This is a genomic window from Streptomyces sp. NPDC025833 (assembly GCF_055558055.1).
The window spans coordinates 142,660-162,955 of sequence record NZ_JBVHNF010000013.1 but is presented as its reverse complement, the minus strand read 5'-3'; the positions used below and the strand labels follow the sequence as shown (position 1 = coordinate 162,955).

The following is a 20,296-nucleotide window of genomic DNA, read 5'->3' as shown; positions in this document are numbered from 1 at the left end:
GTCACCCATGACCGGACAGCTGATCCACCTCAACACGGCCGGGGCCGGCCTGATGCCGGAAGCGGTCTCCATCGCGATGGCCGACTGCCTGGCCCGGGAGGCGGCCACCGGCAGCTACGAGACCGAGCTGCACCACGACGAGATCCTCCAGCACGACGTCTACCGGCGGCTCGGCCGGGTCGTCGGCGCCGGGGCCCGGGACCTCGCGGTCTTCGACAGCGCCACCCGCGCCTGGTGGCGGGTGGTCTCCCGGCTCGACCTCGGCCCGGAGGACCTGATCTGGGTCACCCCCTACGAGTACGCGGGCAGCCTGATCGGGTACTTCAACCTGCGCGACCGTACCGGCTGCACCATCGAGACCATCCCGCTGCGCCCCGACGGGGACCTCGACCTGGACTGGATGGCGGCCAAGATCTCCGACCGGGTCGCCCTGGTCTCGGTCACCCACGTGCCCTCCGGCTGCGGGATCGTCAACCCGGTCGCCGAGATCGGCCGGCTCCTCGCCCCGTACCGCGCCTGGTACGCGGTGGACGCCTGCCAGGCCGTCGGGCAACTGCCGCTGGACGTGGACGCGATCGGCTGCGACCTGCTCACCGGGGCCGGGCGCAAGTTCCTCTGCGGACCGCGGGGCAGCGGCTTCGCCTACACCACACCGGAGTTGCGGGCCGCGCTGCTGCCCGACTTCACCGACCTGCACGTGGCCCGGGTCAGCTCGCCGACCGACGTCACGGTGCACGAGGAGAGCGCCCGCACCCTGGAGCTGGGCGAGCGCAGCACGGCCGTGGTGCTCGGGCTGCACGCCGCGCTCGGCCACCACCTCGAACTGGCGCGGGAGGGGCAGGCGTTCCCCCGGAAGGACGTCATCGAGGCGCTGCACGCCTGCGTCGCCGCGGTGCCCGGCGCCGAACTGCTGAGCCCGGGGACGGAGCAGTCGGGCATCCTCTCCTTCCGGCACGGCACCCTGCCGGCCGAGCGCGTCCGGGACGGGCTGGCGGCCCACGGCATCAACGCCTGGAAGATCACCGGTGACCACACCCCGCTCTACCTCTCGGCCCGGGGAGTCGACACCGCGGTGCGGCTCTCGGTACACCACTACAACACGCTCGAGGAGGTGGAGGCGCTCGGCCAGGCCCTCCACGGCCTCCGGTGACCCGCCCCTGCGCCCACCTGCCCGGAGGGTGGCGGCCGGACGGTCCCGACGGGCACGCTGCGCACATGCTGATCAGGGAAGCCACCGCAGAGGACTGGCCCGCCATCTGGCCGTTCTTCCACCAGATCGTCGCCGCGGGCGAGACCTTCACCTACCCGCTCGACCTCGGCCCGGAGCAGGGCCGTGACTGGTGGCTGCTGTCCGCGCCGAACCGCACGGTGGTGGCGGTCGACGAGGCCGGCACGGTGGTGGGCACCGCGAAGATGAACACCAACCACATGGGCAACGGATCGCACACCGCGAGCGCCAGCTACATGGTCGACCCGGCGCGCTCCGGGCGCGGGGTGGGCCGGGCGCTCTGCGAGTACTCCCTGGAGTGGGCCCGGCAGGCCGGCTACCGGGGCATGCAGTTCAACGCGGTGGTCGAGACCAACGTCCATGCGGTGCGCCTCTACCGCTCGCTCGGCTTCGAGGTACTGGGCACCCTGCCGGAGGGCTTCCGGCACCCGGAGAAGGGCTACGTCGGACTGCACATCATGCACCGCCCACTGCCCTGACCTGCCCCGGCCGGCTCCTCGCCGCACGGCGGGGAAGCCGGCCGTTCCGGCACCGCCTCGGCACCGCGGGACATAACGAAAACGCCCGGGTCAGCGCGTTCCTCGCCTACGCCACCAGCCGGGGACGGGCGTCGATCGACCGTCGGCCCGCCTGCCCGAGCATTCCCGGTGCCCGCGACAGAACGTGAAACCGACAAGTGGAGCGCGGAGCCGGACCGGCGGTTCTCAGGTCAGGACCAGCCATCGGCGGCCGTCGATCAGCTCTCGCGCAGCGTCCAGGTGGCCGGCGTGGCACGCGGTCTCGGTGATGACGTGCAGCAGGACGTCGCGCAGGGTGTGCAGGTGCGGTTCACCGAACAGGTCGTGGGGCCACCAGGCCAATGCGGCGCCGCCAAGGGTGGCGGTGATGACCGCATCGGCGAGTTCCGCCTCCCGCCGATACCGGTCGAGCACTTCGACGGCCGGCACATCCGGGGCCACCTTCCACGCTTCGTCGCCGCTCGTCAGACCGCGGATGACCCCCTCGTCCCCGGCGACGACCGCACGGAACCAGAACCGTTCCACATCGAGCGCCAAGTGCTGGATCATCCCCAGGCAGTGCCATCCGGAAGGCAGCACAGGCCGTCGGAGGTCCTGCGCGTCGAGCCCGTCAAGGATGCCGAGAACGTGGCGTCGCTGTCCGTCCAGGACCTCAAGAAGCGCCCTTACCTCACTGCCCTGAGCGGTATCGCTCTCGTTGCCGGTCACGGTCACCCAGGATCCCCGAATCCCTGCGGCCGCGCAGGCGGTTACCCGGAATCTCGCGAGAGCACCTGCCCCGTCCTCCGACCGCAGGCCGTGAAGTCGTACCGGAGTACCAACGCGCCCACTATGCGGCAAGGTGAAGACCGGTGGCAGGAGGCCGCCGGTCCTTCGACGGGTTCACCGAGGCGTGCGCACCGTCGTCGTGACGCGGACGAGGCTCGGTCCGCGGGGCGTGGAACCGAACCCGAACCGCACGGGCGGCCGTACCGCGGTGAGCGGTCCGAGGTCCCGTCCCTCCAGGACGGCGCCGACGGCGACGATGCGGTGCAGGTCGCGTGCCCCGTACCACTCGTACCGGCCGCCACCGGCCGTGCCTCGGGTCCGCACGCCCAGCAGCAGCCGAGCCACCGGGTCCGTCACCGCCGTCCAGCCCGGCCGGGAGGCCAGGGCACCGGGGACCGCACGAAGCAACAGCCCCGCGAGACCGCGCCCGCCGACGGAGAACCGCAGATCGAGCACAGTTCCGGCGGTGACCGCCCAGTGGTCCGCGGTGACCCGGACCCGTACGGGCTCGATCCGGACCTCGTCGAAGACGTAGGTGCCGGCGATGAAGTCCGCCGCGCGCCGGGAGGGGGCCAGGAGCAGGCGGTGACCGTCGTCCCGCTCCAGCATCACGTCGCTGAGCGGCCCGAAGGGCGAGCGGGGCCAGTGGCCGAGGACCAGACGGGTACCGGACGCCGTACCGAGGCCGGCGATCCAGCCGTCGAAACGCAGCCGGACGGACCGGTCGGACCCGTGCGCCACGGCACCCCGCTGTCCCGGCCCGTACGACACCACCCGCACCGACTCCCCCGAAGCCCCGCGCCGAAACCCGCCGCCGACCGACGCGGCACACCGCGGCGCCGGTGAAGGTGACGGTCGTCGCCGATCCCGGCGGCCGCGACGTCCGCTCCACGGCCCGGAGCCTCTCAGGGGAACGCGGGGGTGCTGTGGTTCATGACGATCGCGTCGTTACGGCGGGGCTCTCCTCCGGGGCGGGTACGCCACGGCCGACGGTCATCGACCAGCGCACCGAGGAAGGAGCCTCCACGGAGACGGTGCCGCCGCGGTCCACTCCCCCGATGCCTACCTGGTTGTACGTGGTGCTGACCTGGCCGGCGAGACACTGCTGCGGGAAAGAGACATGTACGGACGGCACCGCGACCTTGATCGTGCCCGCGCCTTGGCAACGCACCGCGACGATGAGCGCGTCGCCCTTCCTCTTTCCCTCACTGAAAGCAAAGCTCGCGTTCCCGGTGGTCACCTTCTGGCGGCCGGCGAGCGTTTCGTCCGCGGCCAGTTCCGGGGGCACCTGGACCGAGGGGTGGGCACCGCTTTCAGGATCACTCGTCGCCGCTGAAGGCGAGGCAGGCGCACGCGTGGGCCGCGCAGCAGTCTTGACCCCTGCGTGATCAGCGGTGCAGGCGGTGACCGGAACGAGCAGCACGGCACACACGATGTTCAGTCCTGCAAGGCTTCGAACGGACATGCCAGCCCTCCCAGACGATCCAGCCCCCACGGCGCACGGTCGTGACTCACCGCGATACGTTGATCACGAGCGGCTTCGAGGAGCATGCCAGCACCGAGAGGCGGACGCCCAGCTTCCGTGGCTCTTCTGAGCAAGACGTGAGGTTGACGGAGTCAGCCGAGAACGCCACACATGACGGCGGTTGACGCCGGCACCAGCCCTGGACACACCCTCGACCGCTACGTCGAGATCGGCTCCCTCACCATTCGACGGGTCGTCCGGCCACACGGACAGAACAGGCATGCGCGTCCTCGCGCCGGCAGAGCCCGTAACAGCCGCTTGAGCCCCGCTACGTCTCCACGCAGCCGCGGCCCGACCAGCCGGCCGACCTGGGGAGTCACGGCATCAGCGGCCCGAGCGTGCGTACCACCGGCCGTCGTGGCGGGCTACATGAATGGGACGGCCGAAGCAGGCCGTCATGTGGTCCGGGGTGAGCACGCCGGCCACCGGGCCGGAAGCCAGCTCGCGTCCTTCCTTGAGCAGGAAGGCATGCGTGGTGCTGGGCGGCAGCTCCTCCAAGTGGTGGGTGACCGTGATGGTGGAGAGGTCGGCCCGGTCGGCCGCCAGCCGGTGCAGCGCGTCCACGAGGTCCTCGCGGGACGGGAGGTCGAGGGCGTTGAACGGCTCGTCGAGCAGGAGCAGCGAGGGATCCGCCATGAGGGCGCGGCAGACGAGGATCCGGGCACGCTGGCCGCCCGAGCAGTCACCGAAACGACGGTCGGCGAGCTCCTTGCACCCGAGCTCGGCGAGCAGGACGTGGGCGCGCTCGCGGGTCGCGGTGTCGTACTCCCGCCACAGCGGCTGCACGGTGCCGGTCGCCCCCGTGAGGACGACGGTGTGGGCGGTGGCCTCCAGCGGGACCTTCTGGGCGGCGGACACGAGACCGACGCGCGCTCGCAGCTCGCGCATGTCGACGCGGCCGAGTGGGTCGCCGAGGACCTCGACCGTGCCGACGGTGGGATACAGCACGGCCCCGACGAGCCGGAGCAGGGTGGTCTTGCCGGCTCCGTTGGCCCCCAGCAGAGCCCAGTGCTCGCCGGGCCGAACGGTCCAGTTGATGCCGTCGAGGATTATTTCCTGTCCGGTGGTACGGCGGTGGACGGCTACATCCGTCAGAGCGACGACGGCGCGGGGTTCCTGGATCTCGGTCACGTCGGCAGAGTAATGCCGTAGATGGCGATCCCACCAAGCTGCCCGCTCTCCCCCGACGGTCGGACACCCCGGTTGCCCCCACGCCCGCCACAAAGCCCCGTGGCCAGGGTCGCGTCGTTCAGGTGATGTGTCCTGGTTGATCACATGATGCCGAGGGTGATCAGTGGAGGGTTGGCGTCGCGGGTGTGAGCGAGGATGAGCGGGCCGGCACGGTCTTCCGTCCTGGTGATCAGGGACTCGACACCCCATGATCACCGGAAGTCGTGCCTGCCTCGTCAGCCCCGCCGACCACCCCGTGCCCCTGCCAGCTCCTGAAGCCCCATCAACCCGGATGCATGCACCGCCGGAACGACGCCGCCGTGCCCGCGTACCCCGTCGGTCACCGTCATCGTGGCGCCGACGGGGTACGCCGTCACCCGCGAGCGGAGTGTGCGACTTCAGCGGATGCGGTGCTTCCGCCAGAAAGGACCGAGGTCTCTGTGCGTCATCGACTGTGCGGCCTTCTTGAAGTCGACGGTGGTGGAGACGCCGTACCAGTGGTCGTGGGCGTACTTCTTGATGAGGCGCGCCATGGTGCCGGCCCCGAGGACGTGCTCCAGGTCGGCCAGGACGCAGGGGCCGATCCCGTACACGACCTGGAAGTACTCGCCACGGTGTGTAGACCAGTAGGCCATCGAGTTGGTGAGCGCGGCGGTGGCGCTCGGCCAGGAGTCGTCCGGCGAGCACTCGAACCCGTCCCAGCGGTAGTAGCGCGCGGTGGCGTACTGAGCGAAACTCTCGTCCAGCCAGGGTGAGTTGTGCTCGTCGTTGCCCACGACGCCGTACCACCACTGGTGGCCGATCTCATGGACGGTGGCGCCGCCCTCCTCCTCGGTGCCGAGGAGGACCAGGCCGGGGTACTCCATGCCGCCGGCGAACCCGGGGGTCATCACGAGGTCTATCTCGCCGTACGGATAGCGGCCGAATTCCCTGCCGAACCGGTCGATGGCGACGACGCCGTCCTTGCGGTTGAGGCGGACACCGGCGGCGGGCGTGTTCGGCGACCAGTACGACTTCACTCGCACGCCGTCGGGCGAGGTCTGGGTCGCGGTGCGGAACGGGCCCGCCGCCCATGCGAAGTCCCGCACCCGCTTGGCGACGCTGTGGGTGACCGTACGCCCGGTACCGCCGGGGCGGGTCCATGTGCTGCCGGTCGCCGGGACCTTGAGGGCGGACGGGTGGTCGAGGCGCACCTGGAAGTCGCTCGCCAGGGTGTAGAAGCTCTCGCCGTACGACACATACGGATCGAGGTGCCACCCCCTCGCGTCGTGCACGGCGAGGACCGGCAGCGCGTTGCCCAGGAAGCGGAACGCGCCTTCGCGGCCGAAGCGGTTGTTGCGTGCGGGCACGGTGAGGGCCACGTCGAAGGAGACGGCCGTCCGTTCACCGCGTGCGAGCGGCCTCGGCAGAGTGATGCGCAGCGCCGTGCACTTCACGCCGGGGCGGCCCGGAGTGCCGCCGCGCACGTGGGAGACGCGGACGGGGGACGGTCTTCCGGATGTCCCGCAGCCGTCCTCGCCATTGCCCCACAGGCGTATGTACACCTCACGTAGGGGCCGGCTGGAGGCGTTGCGGAAGGACACCGTCTGCCGGCCCGCCCAATGGGAGCCGTCGGCGTCGGCGCGCAGCTTCACGTCGTAGCCGGGGCGGTCGGGCGTGGCGGGTTCGGCCGCTCTCACCGCGGCGCCGGGCACCGGGCCGGACGGCGTGCCGGCCTCGGCCACGGTGGAGCCTGCAGTCGCGAGCAGCGCGAGCAGGGCGACCAGCAGACGGCGACCGGTTCTTGAGGGTCCCGTGGGCGACGAAGGCAACGAAGGCCTGGCAGCCGACATGACAGATGACATGCCAGCGGATCTTGTCATAGGGTTCCCCACGGCCGACACAGGCCCGCGCGAAGAGGGGAGGTCGGCTCCGCTTGGGTGGCGAAAATGCCAGGGTACGCAGGGGATGTTCGCTGCACGTTGGCGCACAGTAAGGATCCCGGTTCAACACATCCGCAGTTCATCCCCTTCCCTGAGGCCTGGTCACGTGTTCCTGACCATCACCACCACCGGCACCCCCGTACGCCCCGCGACCGACCTCGGCTACCTGCTGCACAAGCATCCCGACAACGCGCTGGCCCGGCGCGGTGGCCCATGCCGGTGGTCACCTTCGACGCCCTCCACTCGCAGACCGCCCACGCGCGCTTCCTCGTCGAGGACAGGCACGCCCACTACATCGCGCTGATCAAGGGCAATCAGCCCACCCTGCACCAGTGGCTGATGGCCCTGCCATAGCGGGAAGTGCCACTCCCGGACAAGACGCGGGCCACCGCGCACGGCCGCGACGAGATCCGCCGGATCAAGGCCGCCGCCGTCGCCGGGATCGCGTTCCCACACGCGGTGCAGGCCGTCCAGATCGTGCGCCGCCGACGGATCGCCACCACCGACAAGGTCACCCTGCTACGCATCTACGGGGTGACCGACCTGACCGCGGAGCAGGCCGACGCAACCGAGATCGCCCGCCGCGTCCGAGGCCACTGGGGCATCGAGAACAAGATCCACCACGTCAGGGACACCACCACGTACGCCGAGGACGCCTCCCGCGTACGCACCGGCACCGCTCCACGTGCCATGACATCCCTGCGCAAGCTGGCCATCGGCACTCTCCGACTCGCCAACCAGATGGCACGACAGCGCCCGGAGACATGAAATGCGCTCGACCGCAAGCATCCCGGAGTGGAATTCTTCGGCTCATAAATCCGCTGGAGGCACAGAGTTACCCGGTGCGCAAATCTGCGAGAGGCACACAGTTCGTTCGGTCGCAATGGTTTCGGCTAGGTAATCCGAGCTTGACAGTGTTGTGCTGCTTGCCTATATTCCAGCCCGCCAAGTTCCCGTCGCTCGATATCCGCAGGTGTTCACGCCCCCGCCGCCTGGGTGCAGGGCCGCATCTTCGGGAGCTTTGGCTCGCGGTCCGGCTGGAATTGAAGGAGACCCCTGTTGTCAGGAATAAAGGATCCCACCGCGCCCGCGGTTGCATCGGAGCAGGAATATGTGTCCTTCTTGTACGAGCTGCTCACCGAGCGGATTTCCGAGGCGCGAGTACAGCGCGCGAGTGTGCTGAAAGCCCCGGCGGAAAGCGCCGGTGAGGCATACGAGAGGGAGATCGCCGCCGAGCGTCTGTCCAAGGAAATCGGTCGGTTGGAGGGCGCCGAGAAAGGGCTGGTCTTCGGGCGCATCGACTGGCCCGGCGGCACGGCCCTGCGCATCGGGCGGATCGGCTTGCAGACGGAGGAGGACGACCTGCCTCCCCTCGTGGACTGGCGGGCGAACGCGGCGCGGCCCTTCTACGAGGCGACACCGGCCCACCCGATGGGCCTGCGGCGGCGCCGGCACCTGCGCCTCGAGGAGCGCACGGTCGTCTCGGTGAGCGACGAACTCCTGGACGGGTCCGACCCGACCGACGGGGACGTCGTGGGGGACGGCCCGCTGGCCGAGGCCCTGTCGGCACGGCGTACGGGCAGGATGCACGCGGCCGTCGCGACGCTGCAGGCCGAGCAGGACGAGATCGTCCGCTCCGCCCACCGCGGGGTGACCGTCGTGCAGGGCGGCCCCGGCACCGGCAAGACGGTGGTCGCGCTGCACCGGGCGGCCTACGTCCTGTACGCGTTCCCGCGCGCCGCGGAGGAAGGTGTCCTGGTGGTGGGCCCGAACGCCCGGTTCCTCGACTACATCTCCCAGGTGCTCCCCTCGCTCGGAGAGAACGACGTCGTCCTGGCGACCTGCCGGGAACTGGCCGGGGTGTCCCCCGACGCGGTGGCCCCGTTCGACACCGCGCGCCTCAAGGGCGGCTCCTGCCTCGCCGACGCCCTGGCCGACCAGCTGCGCGTCCACCAAGCCCCCGCCGGCGACCTCACCGTGCGGGTCGGACAGGAACCGGTGCACCTCCCCGGCGGGGAGGTCGCCGCGGCACGCGACGCCGCCCTGGCAGCCGTACAGGGCCACAACCCCGCGCGCCAGGTGTTCAAGGAACTCCTGGTCGACGCCGTCACCGACGTGATGCAGCGGGACTTGGGCGATCTCCTGGAGCAGCTCGACGCCGATGCCGAGATGATGACGGGCATCAACCTCGACCGGTTCACGGGAGCCGCCCAGCACCGCGTCGAAGGCGCACCCGACTCGGGTCCGGTCCACGAACTGGACGTGGACGCCATCCGGGCCGATCTCCTCGACGATGCCGGCGTCGACCGAGCGGTCGAGGCGTTGTGGCCGCGGCTGGCACCCGGCGACCTCGTGAACGCGCTCCTGACGGACGCCGGCGCCCTCGCCGAGCGTCTGCCCCTCCTGACCGCGCAGGAGCGGTCCCTGCTGCTGCGCGGTCCGGACGACCCGTGGACCGATGCCGACGTACCGTTGCTGGACGAGGCGGCGAGCCTGGTCGACGGCCCTCCTGAGCGGACGTACGGGCACGTCGTCGTCGACGAGGCGCAGGAACTGACCGCCATGCAGTGGCGGATGATCGTCCGCCGCTGCCCGTCGAGGTCGATGACGCTGGTGGGTGACTTCGCCCAGGCAGGCCCGGTCACCACAGCACGCGACTGGAAGGAGGCACTGAGCCCCCACGTCGGACCGCGGTTCAGACTGCACGACCTGACCGTCAGCTACCGCACGACGCAGGAGATCCTGGAGAGCGTCCGGGACCTGCTCGCACGGATCGCTCCGGACCAGAAGCCCACACGGTCACTGCGAAGCGGTGAGAGCCCTCGCACCGAGACCGCGCCTCCGGACGGGGTGGTCGCCGCCGTCGACCAGGAACTCCGTGCCCAGAACGCCGCGCACCCGGGCGAGCTCCTGGGCGTGATCTGCGCGGACACCAGGGTGGACGAGCTGACCGCCCAGGGCATCGCCCGTCAGGCCCGCATCGTGCCGGCGTCCGAAGCACGCGGCCTGGAATTCGACGGGGTCGTCGTCATGAACCCCGAGGAAATCATCACGAACCGCCCCGGCGGGGAGAGGGACCTGTACGTAGCCCTGACCCGCGCCACCAAGCGTCTCTGCACCATCACCGTCCAGCCCGCCTGACGGCTGATCGCTGATCTGCGCCGGCCACACCGTGACACGCAGTGCCCCCGCGTCCTGCTGCCGCCCAGCCGCCGCGGGCGTGACGGTGCTTACGGCAAGCGCGATCGCCGCGATGGCTACGGCAGCGGTGCCCGTCTCATTTTCAAACGAACGTTGTTGCAACGTCATGCCGCATCAGCGGATGTGCCGTGTGACATGGCGCTCGTCGGGTGTACGTGTCCCGAACGCCCGAATGGCGAGAGCCAGCTCATGAGCACTGTCGTCAGCGACGCGTCGGCAACCAACAGCTACCGCGCTCCGGAGTCGGCCTGACCGGTGGCCAACTCCGCGCGCGGGACGTGTCCTGACCTGACCTTGACCCATCCAACGGCAAGGGTCAGCCCCGCGCGGTCGCGGTTGGCGGCGCGGGAGCCCGGGCCCGCCGGCCGCGCACCGCACCGCGTGCGCCGGGGAACTTTGCTCGGCTCGGGTGTGTGCGGGGGTGGGTACACGGTGGTCCGTGGCGGCGCACGGGAGTGCGCGAGACAAGCGGGCACGCTTCGCGCGCGGTGCTTCGAGGCCTTGCCGTGGTGCGCGTCCGTACCGTTGCCTTGGGGCTACGGAAGGGTCCCGTCCCTGGACGCGGCACGAACGTGCCGGGCCGCGAATACCCGTACGGGCCTGTGTGCCGGGGCGCGCGGCAGGGTGCGGCGAGGACGAGTCCGTGCCTCCGTCGCCCCCACGACGGCGCATCACCGCCGAGCACCGCTACCGGCCTCGCTGCCCGGCGGCGGCGCCCGCACACGTCTCCCCACCGCCCGGCGGAGCCGTGCCCCCACCGCCCTCCATCCAGAAACGGAGCATCCGCAGTGCCGATCGTCATCACCGGCGTCGGAGCGCCCTTGGCCGGCTCCGCCTCGGCCGTCCGGCTCCGGGAAAACCTGTGCACCGGACGGCCAGGCGTCCCCCCGCTCGGAGGAGACGAACGGTTCTCCGGTATCGACAACGCGATGGAGGCCGTCCTCACCCAGCGCAGACCGTCGGCCGGGCTGCCCGGCCTGAACCCCCGTACCGCGCAATCGTTCGGCGTCGAGGCGCTGGTGGCCATGACCGCGATCGACCCGCGGGCGCGGTGCCCGTGGCTACGCCGAGGGCCTCGTCCAGCGTCCGGGCCCGGCACCCCGGTGCCGGACGTCCCTGCCCTGTACGACCGATCGGGGAGTCCCCCGTGCATACGACAGACCATCCCCTGACCGCCCAGGCCCGCAGGCTCGCCGACGGCCTCCTCGTGCCGCACGCCCAACGCGTGGACCAGGATGGTGTGCCCGTCTCCCACCTCGACGCGCTGCGGACGTCCGGACTCCTCGGTGTGAGCGGGCCGGAAGCGTACGGCGGGGCGGGCGCGCCCGACTCGGTCGCCCGGCAGGTCCAGGAGGTCCTGGCGGGCGCGTGCTGCTCGACGTGGTTCGTCCAGGCGCAGCACCATGCGGCGGTACGTCTCCTCACCCGTTCGGACGGCCCCGCCCGGGAGGGGCTGCTCCGCCCGCTGGCGACCGGCCGGCGGCTGGCCGGTATCGCGTACGCCCAGGTGCGGGCCTTTCCACGCGTCCTGCTCCGCGCCACCGGCGAGCGTCGTGGCTGGCGCTTCGACGGCACTGTCCCCTGGTACACGGGCTGGGGCCTGAACGATGTCATGCTACTGGCCGGCATCGGCACCGATGCCGAGGTGGTGTTCGCGTTCGCCGACGCCCGCGCACAGCCCGGACTCACTGCCTCGCGGCCGATGCGGCTCGCGGCGGTGTCCGCGGCCAGGACGGTGTCCTTGGATCTGGCCGGGCTGTGGCTGCCCGAGGAGTCGGTGGCGCTGCGGGTGCCGCAGGAGGTATGGGCGCGCTACGACACGGCGCGCGCCGCCAACGCCTCGCCGGCCGTCTTCGGCGTGGCGTACGCCGCGCTGGGCCTGCTGGAACGGACCCCGGAGACCCGGGATACGGCGGCATCCCTGCGCGCCCGGCTGGACGAGGTGCGGGATCGGGCCTATGCCCTGGCGGACCATCCGGTCCCGGAGGAGCATCTGGGCGAACGGCTGCAGTCGCGGACGCGGGCCCACCACCTGATGCGCGCTGCGACGACCGCGGCCGTCGTCGCCGCGGGCGGCCGGGCGCTGGATCTCGGCTGCCCGGCGCAGCGCTTCGTGCGGGAGGGCATGTTCCTGCTCGTCCAGGGCCAGACGGCACCGGCCCGGAATGCCCACCTGCACTCGCTCGCCCTCGCGTCCCGCACCGGCGTCACACCGTAGGAGCGACGGAGCCCGGACCGGCCGGCGGACGGCGTTCGCCCGCTGCCGCCACCGGCTCTGCCCGGAGCCGATCACAAGGAGGCTGTAGACATGTGTCACCCGGTACCGATCGACGATTCACCAGGACGGCGGCCCGACCCGCGCGAACCCGGGTACGCCCCGGCACCCAGCGGTACCGTCCCGCCCGCCTTCGCGTGAAGCCGGCGTTGTGAACGGTGACGACGCACACTCCGGAGCCGCCGGAACGCCCTCGGAGGACCCTTCTGGAGGCGTCGGCCGGCCGGCCCTCCCGGTGGAGCCCGAACTAGCGGGAGTGGCCTGCGACGACGACGTCCTCATCTGCCGCCCGACCCCTTCCGCGGCAGGCACATACTCATTCGGTATGCGATTTCCCGCCGGTCACTTCTACTTCGGTGACCGCGGAATCCGCGGTGCTCCCCATGATGCCCTCGTGGTACGCGCCGTGGTAGAGCAGTGCGCGTACGCGGCTCTCCAGGCCGAGAACCTGCTCCGGAACGGAGAGGTACCGCTGAACACCTCGTCGAGCAGCCGGCTCCTCGTGCGTACACCGCCGCTCGACGAGATGGCGGCCGGCCTGCTCGCGCGGTGCCGGGTCGAGCGGGTGGGCGGCAGCCGGAGCGGACTCACCCGGCGGGTGACGGCGTCGTGCGCGATCACCTCCGGGAGTGGACGGCCGGTCGCCCTCGGCGTGACACGGGCGGCTGTCCTGGACCGGCGGCTGTACCGGGCCTGGCGGGGACGGCCGGTCGTCCGGGCCGGACACCTGTGTCATCCTCCGCCCGGTGCGCCGCACACCCTCCGCGCGCTCCGGGCGCGACCCGAGAACCTGGTGGTGACGGATCCGCGCCGGCGTTCGGACGGCCGCGTCACCGCGTCACTGCGGCTTCCCACCCCGCACAGGTACCTGCTGCCGCCGTCCTCGGACCACGTGACGGGCCGGGTGTACGCCGAGGCGGTACAGCAGATCGTGCTCGCCGCTTCTCCGCCGGGGACCGCGCTGTCGTCCCTGCGGCTCGCATTCCCGCACCTGTGCGCCCTGGACGGCGCCGTACGGATAGAGGCATCCCCCGCCGGCCGCGCGGACGCCACCCTCACCTGGCGGGCCGCCTTCCGCAGCGGGCGGACCACCGTGTGCACCGCGTCGGCGGAGGTGGTCGGATGACCCCGCCCCCGGCCACCCGCTGCTCCGGCTTGCACCCCGGGGCGGGGCGCGGGGTGGTGCGCCGGGGATCCCGCCGTCCGGTGGCCGGCCGGCGAGGCGGATGCCTCAGGACCATACGAAGCGGAAGGACTTGAAGACGAAGGTGACCGTGCTGCCGGGTGCGACCGGGTCGCCGAGCACGGCACAACTGGTACCGGTGTGGAGGATCACGGTGGCGTCGAGCACTGTCCGGAACGCGTCATCGCCGACTTCCTCGACGGAGCGCCGGGGCGGTAGGGATGGCCACGTGCGCCCCGGCGCGCCCGCCGGAACCTTCCGCAACACGCGTGCCGCACGCGCTGGGCGAGACACGCACATGTCCGGAATCAGCCGTAGCCGAGGAGGGAACGGAGTGCTGTCCTGGCAATCGGGAGCAGTGGCGTCCGCGGTTGCCCGCCGCCCCCTGCGCCGGAGGTGAAACGTGGACACGGACAACAACCTGCCGGGCACCGGGTTGACGGGACATCGCGGTCCCGGGACCGTGGTACTGCCCGAGGATCTGTCCCGGCTGGATGATCCCTTCCCGCTGCTGGCCGAGCTACGCGAACGGGGCCCTGTCGTGCGGGCCCGGCTGCACGACCGCTGGGACGTGTGGCTGGTCACCGCGTACGACGCGGCCCGCCGCGTACTCCTGGACGGCGAGGTGTTCCGCAGCGATCACACGTGTGTCGCCGCCGCCGATGCGCGGTACGTGTCGCCCATGCGGATGGGGCTGATCGACTGGGACCCTCCGCTGCACACCGAGGCACGCCGGCTGGTACGGCCCGCCTTCTCCGCGCCCGCCGTACGCGGCTTCAGCGATCTGGTCCGCCGGCGGTGCCCGCCGCTCTTGGCGGCCCTGCCGTCCAGGGGATCGGTCGACCTGGTGGCCGAGGTGGTCGAACCGCTGGTCGACACATCGCTGGGCGCGTTCCTCGGTGTGCCTTGGGACGCGGCGCTGCGTCGCAGGGCGGCGGCCCTCACCGTCCCCGTCGCCGACGATCCGGCGCGGGAACGCGTCGCCAGCGCGCGCCGCGCGCTGGAAGCCCATGTCGTCGCCCACCTGACCGAGGCCGCGGGCGAGCACACCAGCCGCCTGGCACGCGTCCTGGTGCATGAGGACACCGGCGTCCTGGCAAGCGGGTCCCTGCGCGGTCAGCTCGTGCTCCAGATGTTCGTCGCCGGGCGGCAGAGCACGGTGGACTTCCTGGCCACGCTGGTCCGGGGGCTGATCGCGACCGGGAGTCTGTCGGCGCTGCGGCATCGGGGCGCACCGCTCGCGACGACCGTTGACGAGTTCCTGCGCCACGACGGTCCGATCGTGCGCGGCGTGTGGAGGTTCGCCGCCCGGGACAGCGAGATCGCCGGAGTCCGGGTTGCGCGGGGGGACACCGTCCTCGTTTCGCTGGCATCCGCGAACCGCGACCCCGCCGTCTTCGACCGAGCCGACGAACTCGTGCCGCGGCGCGCTCCCAACCCGCACCTCCAGTTCGGCGCCGGTGTGCACCACTGCCCGGGCGCGCCGCTGGTCAGAGTTCTGGCCACAACCCTGGTGACGGAGCTGGCCCGGTGTCTCCCGCGCATGACCCGGGTTCCGGGACAGGATGGGCCACGGCCCGACAGCGTGTTCAGGGGCCCTGCGGCGGTGTACGTACGACCGGGTGGCACCGGCACGTGACCGTGCAGGCTCACCGCCGGCACCAGACCATCCGCATCGCGACCGGTGAGGGAGACGCATGCGCCGTATCACGCTGACTTGGCCGAGCCTGCACATCACCGTCACGGCACGGCTCGACGAGGCACGCAATCCCGTCCTCGCCGAGGCGTGGTGGCGGATGCTGCCCTACCGCAGCATCCAGAGTCACGCCGTGGTCGCCGACGGCCACATTTACCACCTGGCGCCGGACATCAACGCGGTGTTCGCCGAGCGCCAGACGCTGGAGGACCGGACCACCGCCCCTGACGGCAGCATCTACCTGAGCCGCCTCCAGCACCTGCTCGTCAAGTACGCGCCGGTACTGGAGCCGACCGTGTGCGCCCGGGTCGCCCGGGTCGAGGACGCGGACCTGCCTGCTCTCACTACGGTAGCCCGGCGGTGCTGGGAGACGATCTACCACGGGCCGGGCTACTTCGAGGTCGAGGTGGCGCGGGCCGGCCAGGCGGCGGGACCGGGCCCCGGCCTGCCGCCCAGTCCCGGCGCGGACGAACCGGCGGTGCGCGCCCTGATCGCTGATCTGCGCCGGGCCACCGAGGACATCTGGCTCACTCCCCCGTCCGAGGTGGTGGATTTGCACCTCGGGAAGGTGCCGCTGGGCAGCCGCGGACAGTACTTCTCGACCCTCGTGTACGTCAACGGCGAGATGCGCACCCTGGGGTCGACGACACTGAACCCGCTGGCTCGCTCCGCACGCGATGAGCACATCGATCTCGCCGGTCTCCTCGCGCTGACCCGCCCGCTCACCGAGCTACAGGCCGAGTTCCTGGGCCACTGCGGCTTCCATGCGTTGAAGGAGTTCTTCGGCCGTGTCTACGCGCTGCTCCCGCTCGTACGTTCGAAAGCCGACTACGGCGCACTGATCGCGGAACTTGCCCTGCACGTCAACTGCCTGCGCCGGTGGAACCTGCACTTCTTCCCCTGGCTCCACGGCGACGACCATCCGTGGGCGAGTGCGCCGCCCCCCGGGGAGCCGCCGGCCGGGATGCGGTGATGGACCTGCGGCTCGAAGACCGGGTGTTCGTCCTGACCGGGGCCACCAGCGGCCTGGGGTACGCCGCCGCCGCGGCCCTGGTCCAGGAAGGCGCCCGCGTCGTGGTGTCCTCCCGTGATCCCGCCCGGGTCGAGGCCGCGGCGGCCGGGCTGGGCCGACGCGCCGTGGGTGTACCGGCCGCAGTGGAGGATGCCGGCACCCCGTCCCTCCTGGTCCGGACGGCACTGGAGCGGTTCGGGCGGCTGGACGGAGCCCTGCTGTCGACCGGCGCGTCCGCGCGCGGCCGGGTCCTCGACGTCTCCGGCGAACAGTGGCGGGCGCACTTCGACCGCCTCTTCCTCGGCGTGCTGCGCACGGCCACCACGGTGGCCCGTCATCTGCCGAGCGGCGGCGTCGTCGTCTTCGTCCTGTCCACGTCGGCGCGTCGGCCGCTGGCGGAGTTCGGCCCGTCCAACGGATTGCGTCCCGGACTGGCCATGGCAGCTCGTCAGTTGGCGGCCGAACTGGGTCCGGCCGGCATACGGGTTCTCAGCCTCGTGCCCGGCCGCTTTCCCACGCCCGGCGCACCCCTGGAGCCGGACGAGTCCTTCGCGGACGTCCCGCTGAACCGATGCGGCACCCTGCCGGAGTTCGGCCAGCTGGCCGCCTTCTGCATGTCCGCCGCCGCCGGTTACGTCACCGGCACCGAGATCGTCGTCGACGGCGGCACGCTGCGCTGCTGAACCGTCGGGCACCCGGGCGCCCTCGAAGGCACACCTCACACTTCGTACCGCTGCCACGCGGCGGGCACCGCAGCGCCTCTACGACGGCCGTCCGCCACCGGCGGACCGCACCGGACGACACCGCGGAACAGCGCCGGCACCGGGTACCGCGAGCGGACAGGCGCCCTCGCCGGCACGTCGGCGTGCGCCTCGAACGGCACCCGCCCGACTGCTCCGGACAGGTGCGGTCGGTCCGGTGGTCTGGGCGGGGCGTGCCCGACCGGCCGCAGGCGCTTCCGGCCGGGCGCGGAATCGTCGGTCAGCTGTTCAGTGCCTGGCGGAGGGCGGCGGTGGTCTTGGCGACGGCGTCCTTGGCGGACGGTGTGTCGCGCAGGGCGTTGAGCATCATGAAGTCGTGCACGGTGTGCGGGTAGTGGTGGTGCTGGACGTTGACGCCCGCGGCGCGCAGCTTGCCGATGTAGGTCTTGGCTCCGTCGAGCAGGACGTCGGAGTCGGTGACGACGAGTGCGGGGGGCAGGCCGCGCAGTTGGGCGGTGGTGGCCTTGTTGGGGGAGGCCAGGGGGTTGCCGCGGTCGGCGGCGCTGGGTGCGTACTTGTCCCAGAACCACTTCATGTTGGCGCGGGTGAGCCAGCAGTTCTCCTGGAACCGCTTGTAGGAGGCGGTGTCGAAGTTCGCGTCGGTGACGGGGTACAGCAGGACCTGCTGGCGGAACTTCACTCCGCCGCGTTGCTTGGCCATCATGGTGACGGCCGCGGTCATGTCGCCGCCGACGGAGTCGCCGGCGACGGCGAGGCGGTTGCCGTCGATGCCGATCTCCTTGCCGTGCCGGGCCACCCATTTGGAGGCGGTGTACGCCTGCTCGATGGCGACGGGGAAGTGGGCTTCGGGGGACGGCGTGTAGTTGACGAAGACGACGGCCGCGCGGGCTCCGTTCGCGAGCTGGCGCACCAGCCGGTCGTGGGTTTTCGCGTTGCCCAGTACCCAGCCGCCGCCGTGGATGTAGACGAGGCCGGGAAGGGTGCCCTTGACTCCGGCGGGACGTACGACGCGCAGGGACACCTGTCCGGTGGGGCCGCCGCTGATGGTCTTCTCGGTGATGTCGGCGGGGAGCTCGGGCACGGGTCCGGCCTGGAGCTTGTCGAGGACCTTCCGAGCCTGCTGGGGCGTCTGCTCGAACAGCGGCTTGCCGCCCTGGCGGGCGAGTTGGTTGAGGAAGGACTGGGTGGTGCGGTCGAGCGAAACGGACGGCAGTCCGCAGGGGACGTTGCCGTTGGACGTGTCGCCGTCGCTCGTGCCGCCACCGGTGATGAGTGATGCCGGAAGGGCGGACGCGGCGCCGGGCGCGCCGCAATAGCCGGTCAGGACCGCGCTTGCGGCCACGGTCACCGCCACGGCGGACAGGGTCCTGCGGCGGGCGTGTCCGTCGGTTGCACGCATCAACTTCTCCTTTTGGGTGAACTTGCCCCCCTTCGCATACCGTTGCCGGTAGCTTCCCCCGACGCCCAGCAGCCGTGCCATTCGGGTGCTGGGAGCCTGCTGTCGGAGTGATGACCGGCGCGAACAGGTTTGAGACTTCACTCCCCGGTTCCATGCCGCCGACCCCGCGGTTCGTCGACCTGACCCCCGCCCGCATGGGGCCGCCGGTGAGGAAACGGCCCCGTCCGCGTCCGGAGCTCGAGCGACCCGCGTGAAGGGCCCGGATTGCCGCCCGGGTTCCGGGCCCGGATAGTAGAAGGGGAGTCGGAGAGCGACAGCGTCGCCGTCGACGCGGTCGTGTGTGCCCTCCCTTGCCGACTGACGGTACGTGCCTGGCCGTCCCGGGACTCCGCTGTTTTCTGTTGCCCCACGTCACTTGCGCGGAGTTCCCTGTCGTCGTGAGGAGTCCGTCATGGCCGATCCGGTGTCCATGAACAACACCGGCATTCCGGCGGAGCGACCAGTACTCGCTCCCCGTCGGCACCGACGGGGGGCGATCCTGCTCCAGGACACCTACCGCATCGCTACGCCCACCCGGCCGGCTTGCGGTCGCGGTCGGGACGGCGAAGGTGGTACGCGCCGAACGACGGCCGCATCGCGGACGCCTACGCCTGAACCGCTCCCGCCCAACGTCTCCCGGCCGGCTGAGCGCCGGAGATGCCCCGAAATCGTCACCGAAAGGACCCGCCATGCCGGTGTGCACGACCCGCGACGGAGTCGAGATCTTCTACAAGGACTGGGGCCAGGGCCGCCCGGTCGTGTTCATCCACGGCTGGCCGCTCAACGGCGACGCCTGGCAGGACCAGCTCAAGGCCGTCGCCGACGCCGGATTCCGCGGCATCGCCCACGACCGACGCGGCCACGGCCGCTCCACACCGGTGTGGGACGGCTACGACTTCGACACCTTCGCCGACGACCTCAACGACCTGATCAACCATCTCGACCTGACCGATGTGACGCTGGTCGCGCACTCCATGGGCGGTGGCGAACTCGCCCGCTACATCGGCCGGCACGGCACCGGGCGCCTGCACTCGGCGGTACTGCTGTCCGCGGTTCCGCCGGTCATGGTGAAGTCCGACGACAATCCCGAAGGCGTACCGGACGAGGTGTTCGAGCAGATCAAGAACGGCATCCTCCACGAACGCTCGCAGTTCTGGAAGGACACCGCGGAGGGCTTCTTCTCCGCCAACCGGTCCGACAACAAGGTCACTCAGGGGAACAAGGACGCCTTCTGGTACATGGCGATGGCGCAGACCATCGAGGGCGGCGTGCGCTGCGTGGACGCCTTCGCCTACACCGACTTCACCGACGACCTCAAGGAGTTCGACATTCCCACCCTCGTCGTCCACGGCGACGACGACCAGGTCGTCCCGATCGACGCCACCGGCCGCAAGTCCGCCGAGATCATCGCCGACGCCGAACTGAAGGTGTACGAGGGCGGCTCCCACGGCATCGCCCTGGTCCCCGGCGACAAGGAGAAGTTCAACCGGGACCTGATCGAGTTCCTGCGCAGGTGACGCGCAGGGTCCCGGGGACGGTACCTGACAGCCGCGCGGCTCGCCTTGCCGGTACCCGCGGGGTGCGCCACGCCGCGCCCCGCACGCCGCTCGGCTGTCGGTCTTCCCGGGGCCCGGCCGC

17 protein-coding genes and 1 pseudogene are annotated in these 20,296 nt (G+C 71.3%); 12 read left to right on the top strand and 6 right to left on the bottom strand.

Translation table 11 applies throughout. From position 1 onward, the window contains the following. Positions 1-7: 7 nt before the first annotated feature. The gene (locus ACZ4K2_RS24195) at positions 8-1,150 is read left to right on the top strand and encodes an aminotransferase class V-fold PLP-dependent enzyme (RefSeq protein ID WP_467475737.1); all 1,143 of its coding nucleotides are present in this window, start codon (positions 8-10) and stop codon (positions 1,148-1,150) included. A gap of 65 nt (positions 1,151-1,215) precedes the next feature. Further along, positions 1,216-1,707: a GNAT family N-acetyltransferase gene (locus tag ACZ4K2_RS24190; protein WP_467475738.1), complete on the top strand. Its 492-nt coding sequence runs from the start codon at positions 1,216-1,218 to the stop codon at positions 1,705-1,707. A gap of 225 nt (positions 1,708-1,932) precedes the next feature. Here the strand turns inward: ACZ4K2_RS24190 and ACZ4K2_RS24185 are convergent, their stop codons facing one another. From ACZ4K2_RS24185 to ACZ4K2_RS24165, 5 genes are all read right to left on the bottom strand, one after another. Next, positions 1,933-2,454 (bottom strand): DinB family protein, encoded by a 522-nt coding sequence (locus ACZ4K2_RS24185; RefSeq protein WP_467475739.1) that lies wholly within the window; start codon positions 2,452-2,454, stop codon positions 1,933-1,935. Between the two features lie 174 nt (positions 2,455-2,628). Beyond that, on the bottom strand, positions 2,629-3,255 hold the full coding sequence (locus tag ACZ4K2_RS24180; RefSeq protein ID WP_467475740.1) for a hypothetical protein: 627 nt from the start codon (positions 3,253-3,255) through the stop codon (positions 2,629-2,631). Between the two features lie 190 nt (positions 3,256-3,445). After that, entirely contained in the window at positions 3,446-3,979 is a 534-nt protein-coding gene (locus tag ACZ4K2_RS24175; protein ID WP_467475741.1) for a hypothetical protein, read from the bottom strand. A 384-nt stretch (positions 3,980-4,363) separates the two neighbouring features. Further along, positions 4,364-5,170, bottom strand: coding sequence for an ABC transporter ATP-binding protein (locus ACZ4K2_RS24170; protein WP_467475742.1), 807 nt, complete (start codon positions 5,168-5,170; stop codon positions 4,364-4,366). A 437-nt stretch (positions 5,171-5,607) separates the two neighbouring features. Further along, positions 5,608-7,053 carry a M1 family metallopeptidase gene (locus ACZ4K2_RS24165; RefSeq protein ID WP_467475743.1) on the bottom strand — a complete coding sequence of 482 codons (1,446 nt, stop codon included), beginning with the start codon at positions 7,051-7,053 and terminating at the stop codon, positions 5,608-5,610. A gap of 184 nt (positions 7,054-7,237) precedes the next feature. On the opposite strand from ACZ4K2_RS24165, the pseudogene ACZ4K2_RS24160 reads away from it, so the two are divergent. From ACZ4K2_RS24160 to ACZ4K2_RS24120, 9 genes and pseudogenes are all read left to right on the top strand, one after another. Continuing rightward, a pseudogene (locus tag ACZ4K2_RS24160) lies at positions 7,238-7,330 on the top strand (hypothetical protein); the annotation flags it as partial. Positions 7,331-7,344: 14 nt separating this feature from the next. After that, positions 7,345-7,485 (top strand): hypothetical protein, encoded by a 141-nt coding sequence (locus ACZ4K2_RS24155; RefSeq protein ID WP_467475879.1) that lies wholly within the window; start codon positions 7,345-7,347, stop codon positions 7,483-7,485. 6 nt (positions 7,486-7,491) lie between these two features. Continuing rightward, positions 7,492-7,899, top strand: a complete 408-nt coding sequence (locus ACZ4K2_RS24150) for a hypothetical protein (RefSeq protein WP_467475744.1) — start codon at positions 7,492-7,494, stop codon at positions 7,897-7,899. A gap of 345 nt (positions 7,900-8,244) precedes the next feature. After that, on the top strand, positions 8,245-10,272 hold the full coding sequence (locus ACZ4K2_RS24145) for a HelD family protein (protein WP_467475745.1): 2,028 nt from the start codon (positions 8,245-8,247) through the stop codon (positions 10,270-10,272). Between the two features lie 1,207 nt (positions 10,273-11,479). Further along, positions 11,480-12,550, top strand: coding sequence for an acyl-CoA dehydrogenase family protein (locus ACZ4K2_RS24140; RefSeq protein ID WP_467475746.1), 1,071 nt, complete (start codon positions 11,480-11,482; stop codon positions 12,548-12,550). 451 nt (positions 12,551-13,001) lie between these two features. After that, a complete protein-coding gene (locus tag ACZ4K2_RS24135; RefSeq protein ID WP_467475747.1) occupies positions 13,002-13,733 on the top strand; it encodes an AfsA-related hotdog domain-containing protein in 732 nt (243 codons plus the stop codon). Positions 13,734-14,193: 460 nt separating this feature from the next. Next, positions 14,194-15,429, top strand: a complete 1,236-nt coding sequence (locus tag ACZ4K2_RS24130; RefSeq protein WP_467475748.1) for a cytochrome P450 — start codon at positions 14,194-14,196, stop codon at positions 15,427-15,429. Between the two features lie 58 nt (positions 15,430-15,487). Then, positions 15,488-16,459: a cucumopine synthase-related protein gene (locus ACZ4K2_RS24125; RefSeq protein WP_467475749.1), complete on the top strand. Its 972-nt coding sequence runs from the start codon at positions 15,488-15,490 to the stop codon at positions 16,457-16,459. Next, a complete protein-coding gene (locus ACZ4K2_RS24120) occupies positions 16,459-17,181 on the top strand; it encodes an SDR family NAD(P)-dependent oxidoreductase (protein WP_467475750.1) in 723 nt (240 codons plus the stop codon). The genes ACZ4K2_RS24125 and ACZ4K2_RS24120 overlap by 1 nt, the downstream gene beginning before the upstream one ends. A 298-nt stretch (positions 17,182-17,479) precedes the next feature. On the opposite strand, the gene ACZ4K2_RS24115 is transcribed toward ACZ4K2_RS24120, so the two are convergent. Further along, complete coding sequence (locus tag ACZ4K2_RS24115) at positions 17,480-18,619, bottom strand: alpha/beta hydrolase (protein ID WP_467475751.1); 1,140 nt, start codon at positions 18,617-18,619, stop codon at positions 17,480-17,482. 728 nt (positions 18,620-19,347) lie between these two features. Here ACZ4K2_RS24115 and ACZ4K2_RS24110 point away from each other — a divergent pair. Next, positions 19,348-20,175, top strand: coding sequence for an alpha/beta fold hydrolase (locus ACZ4K2_RS24110; protein ID WP_467475752.1), 828 nt, complete (start codon positions 19,348-19,350; stop codon positions 20,173-20,175). Positions 20,176-20,296: the final 121 nt, after the last annotated feature.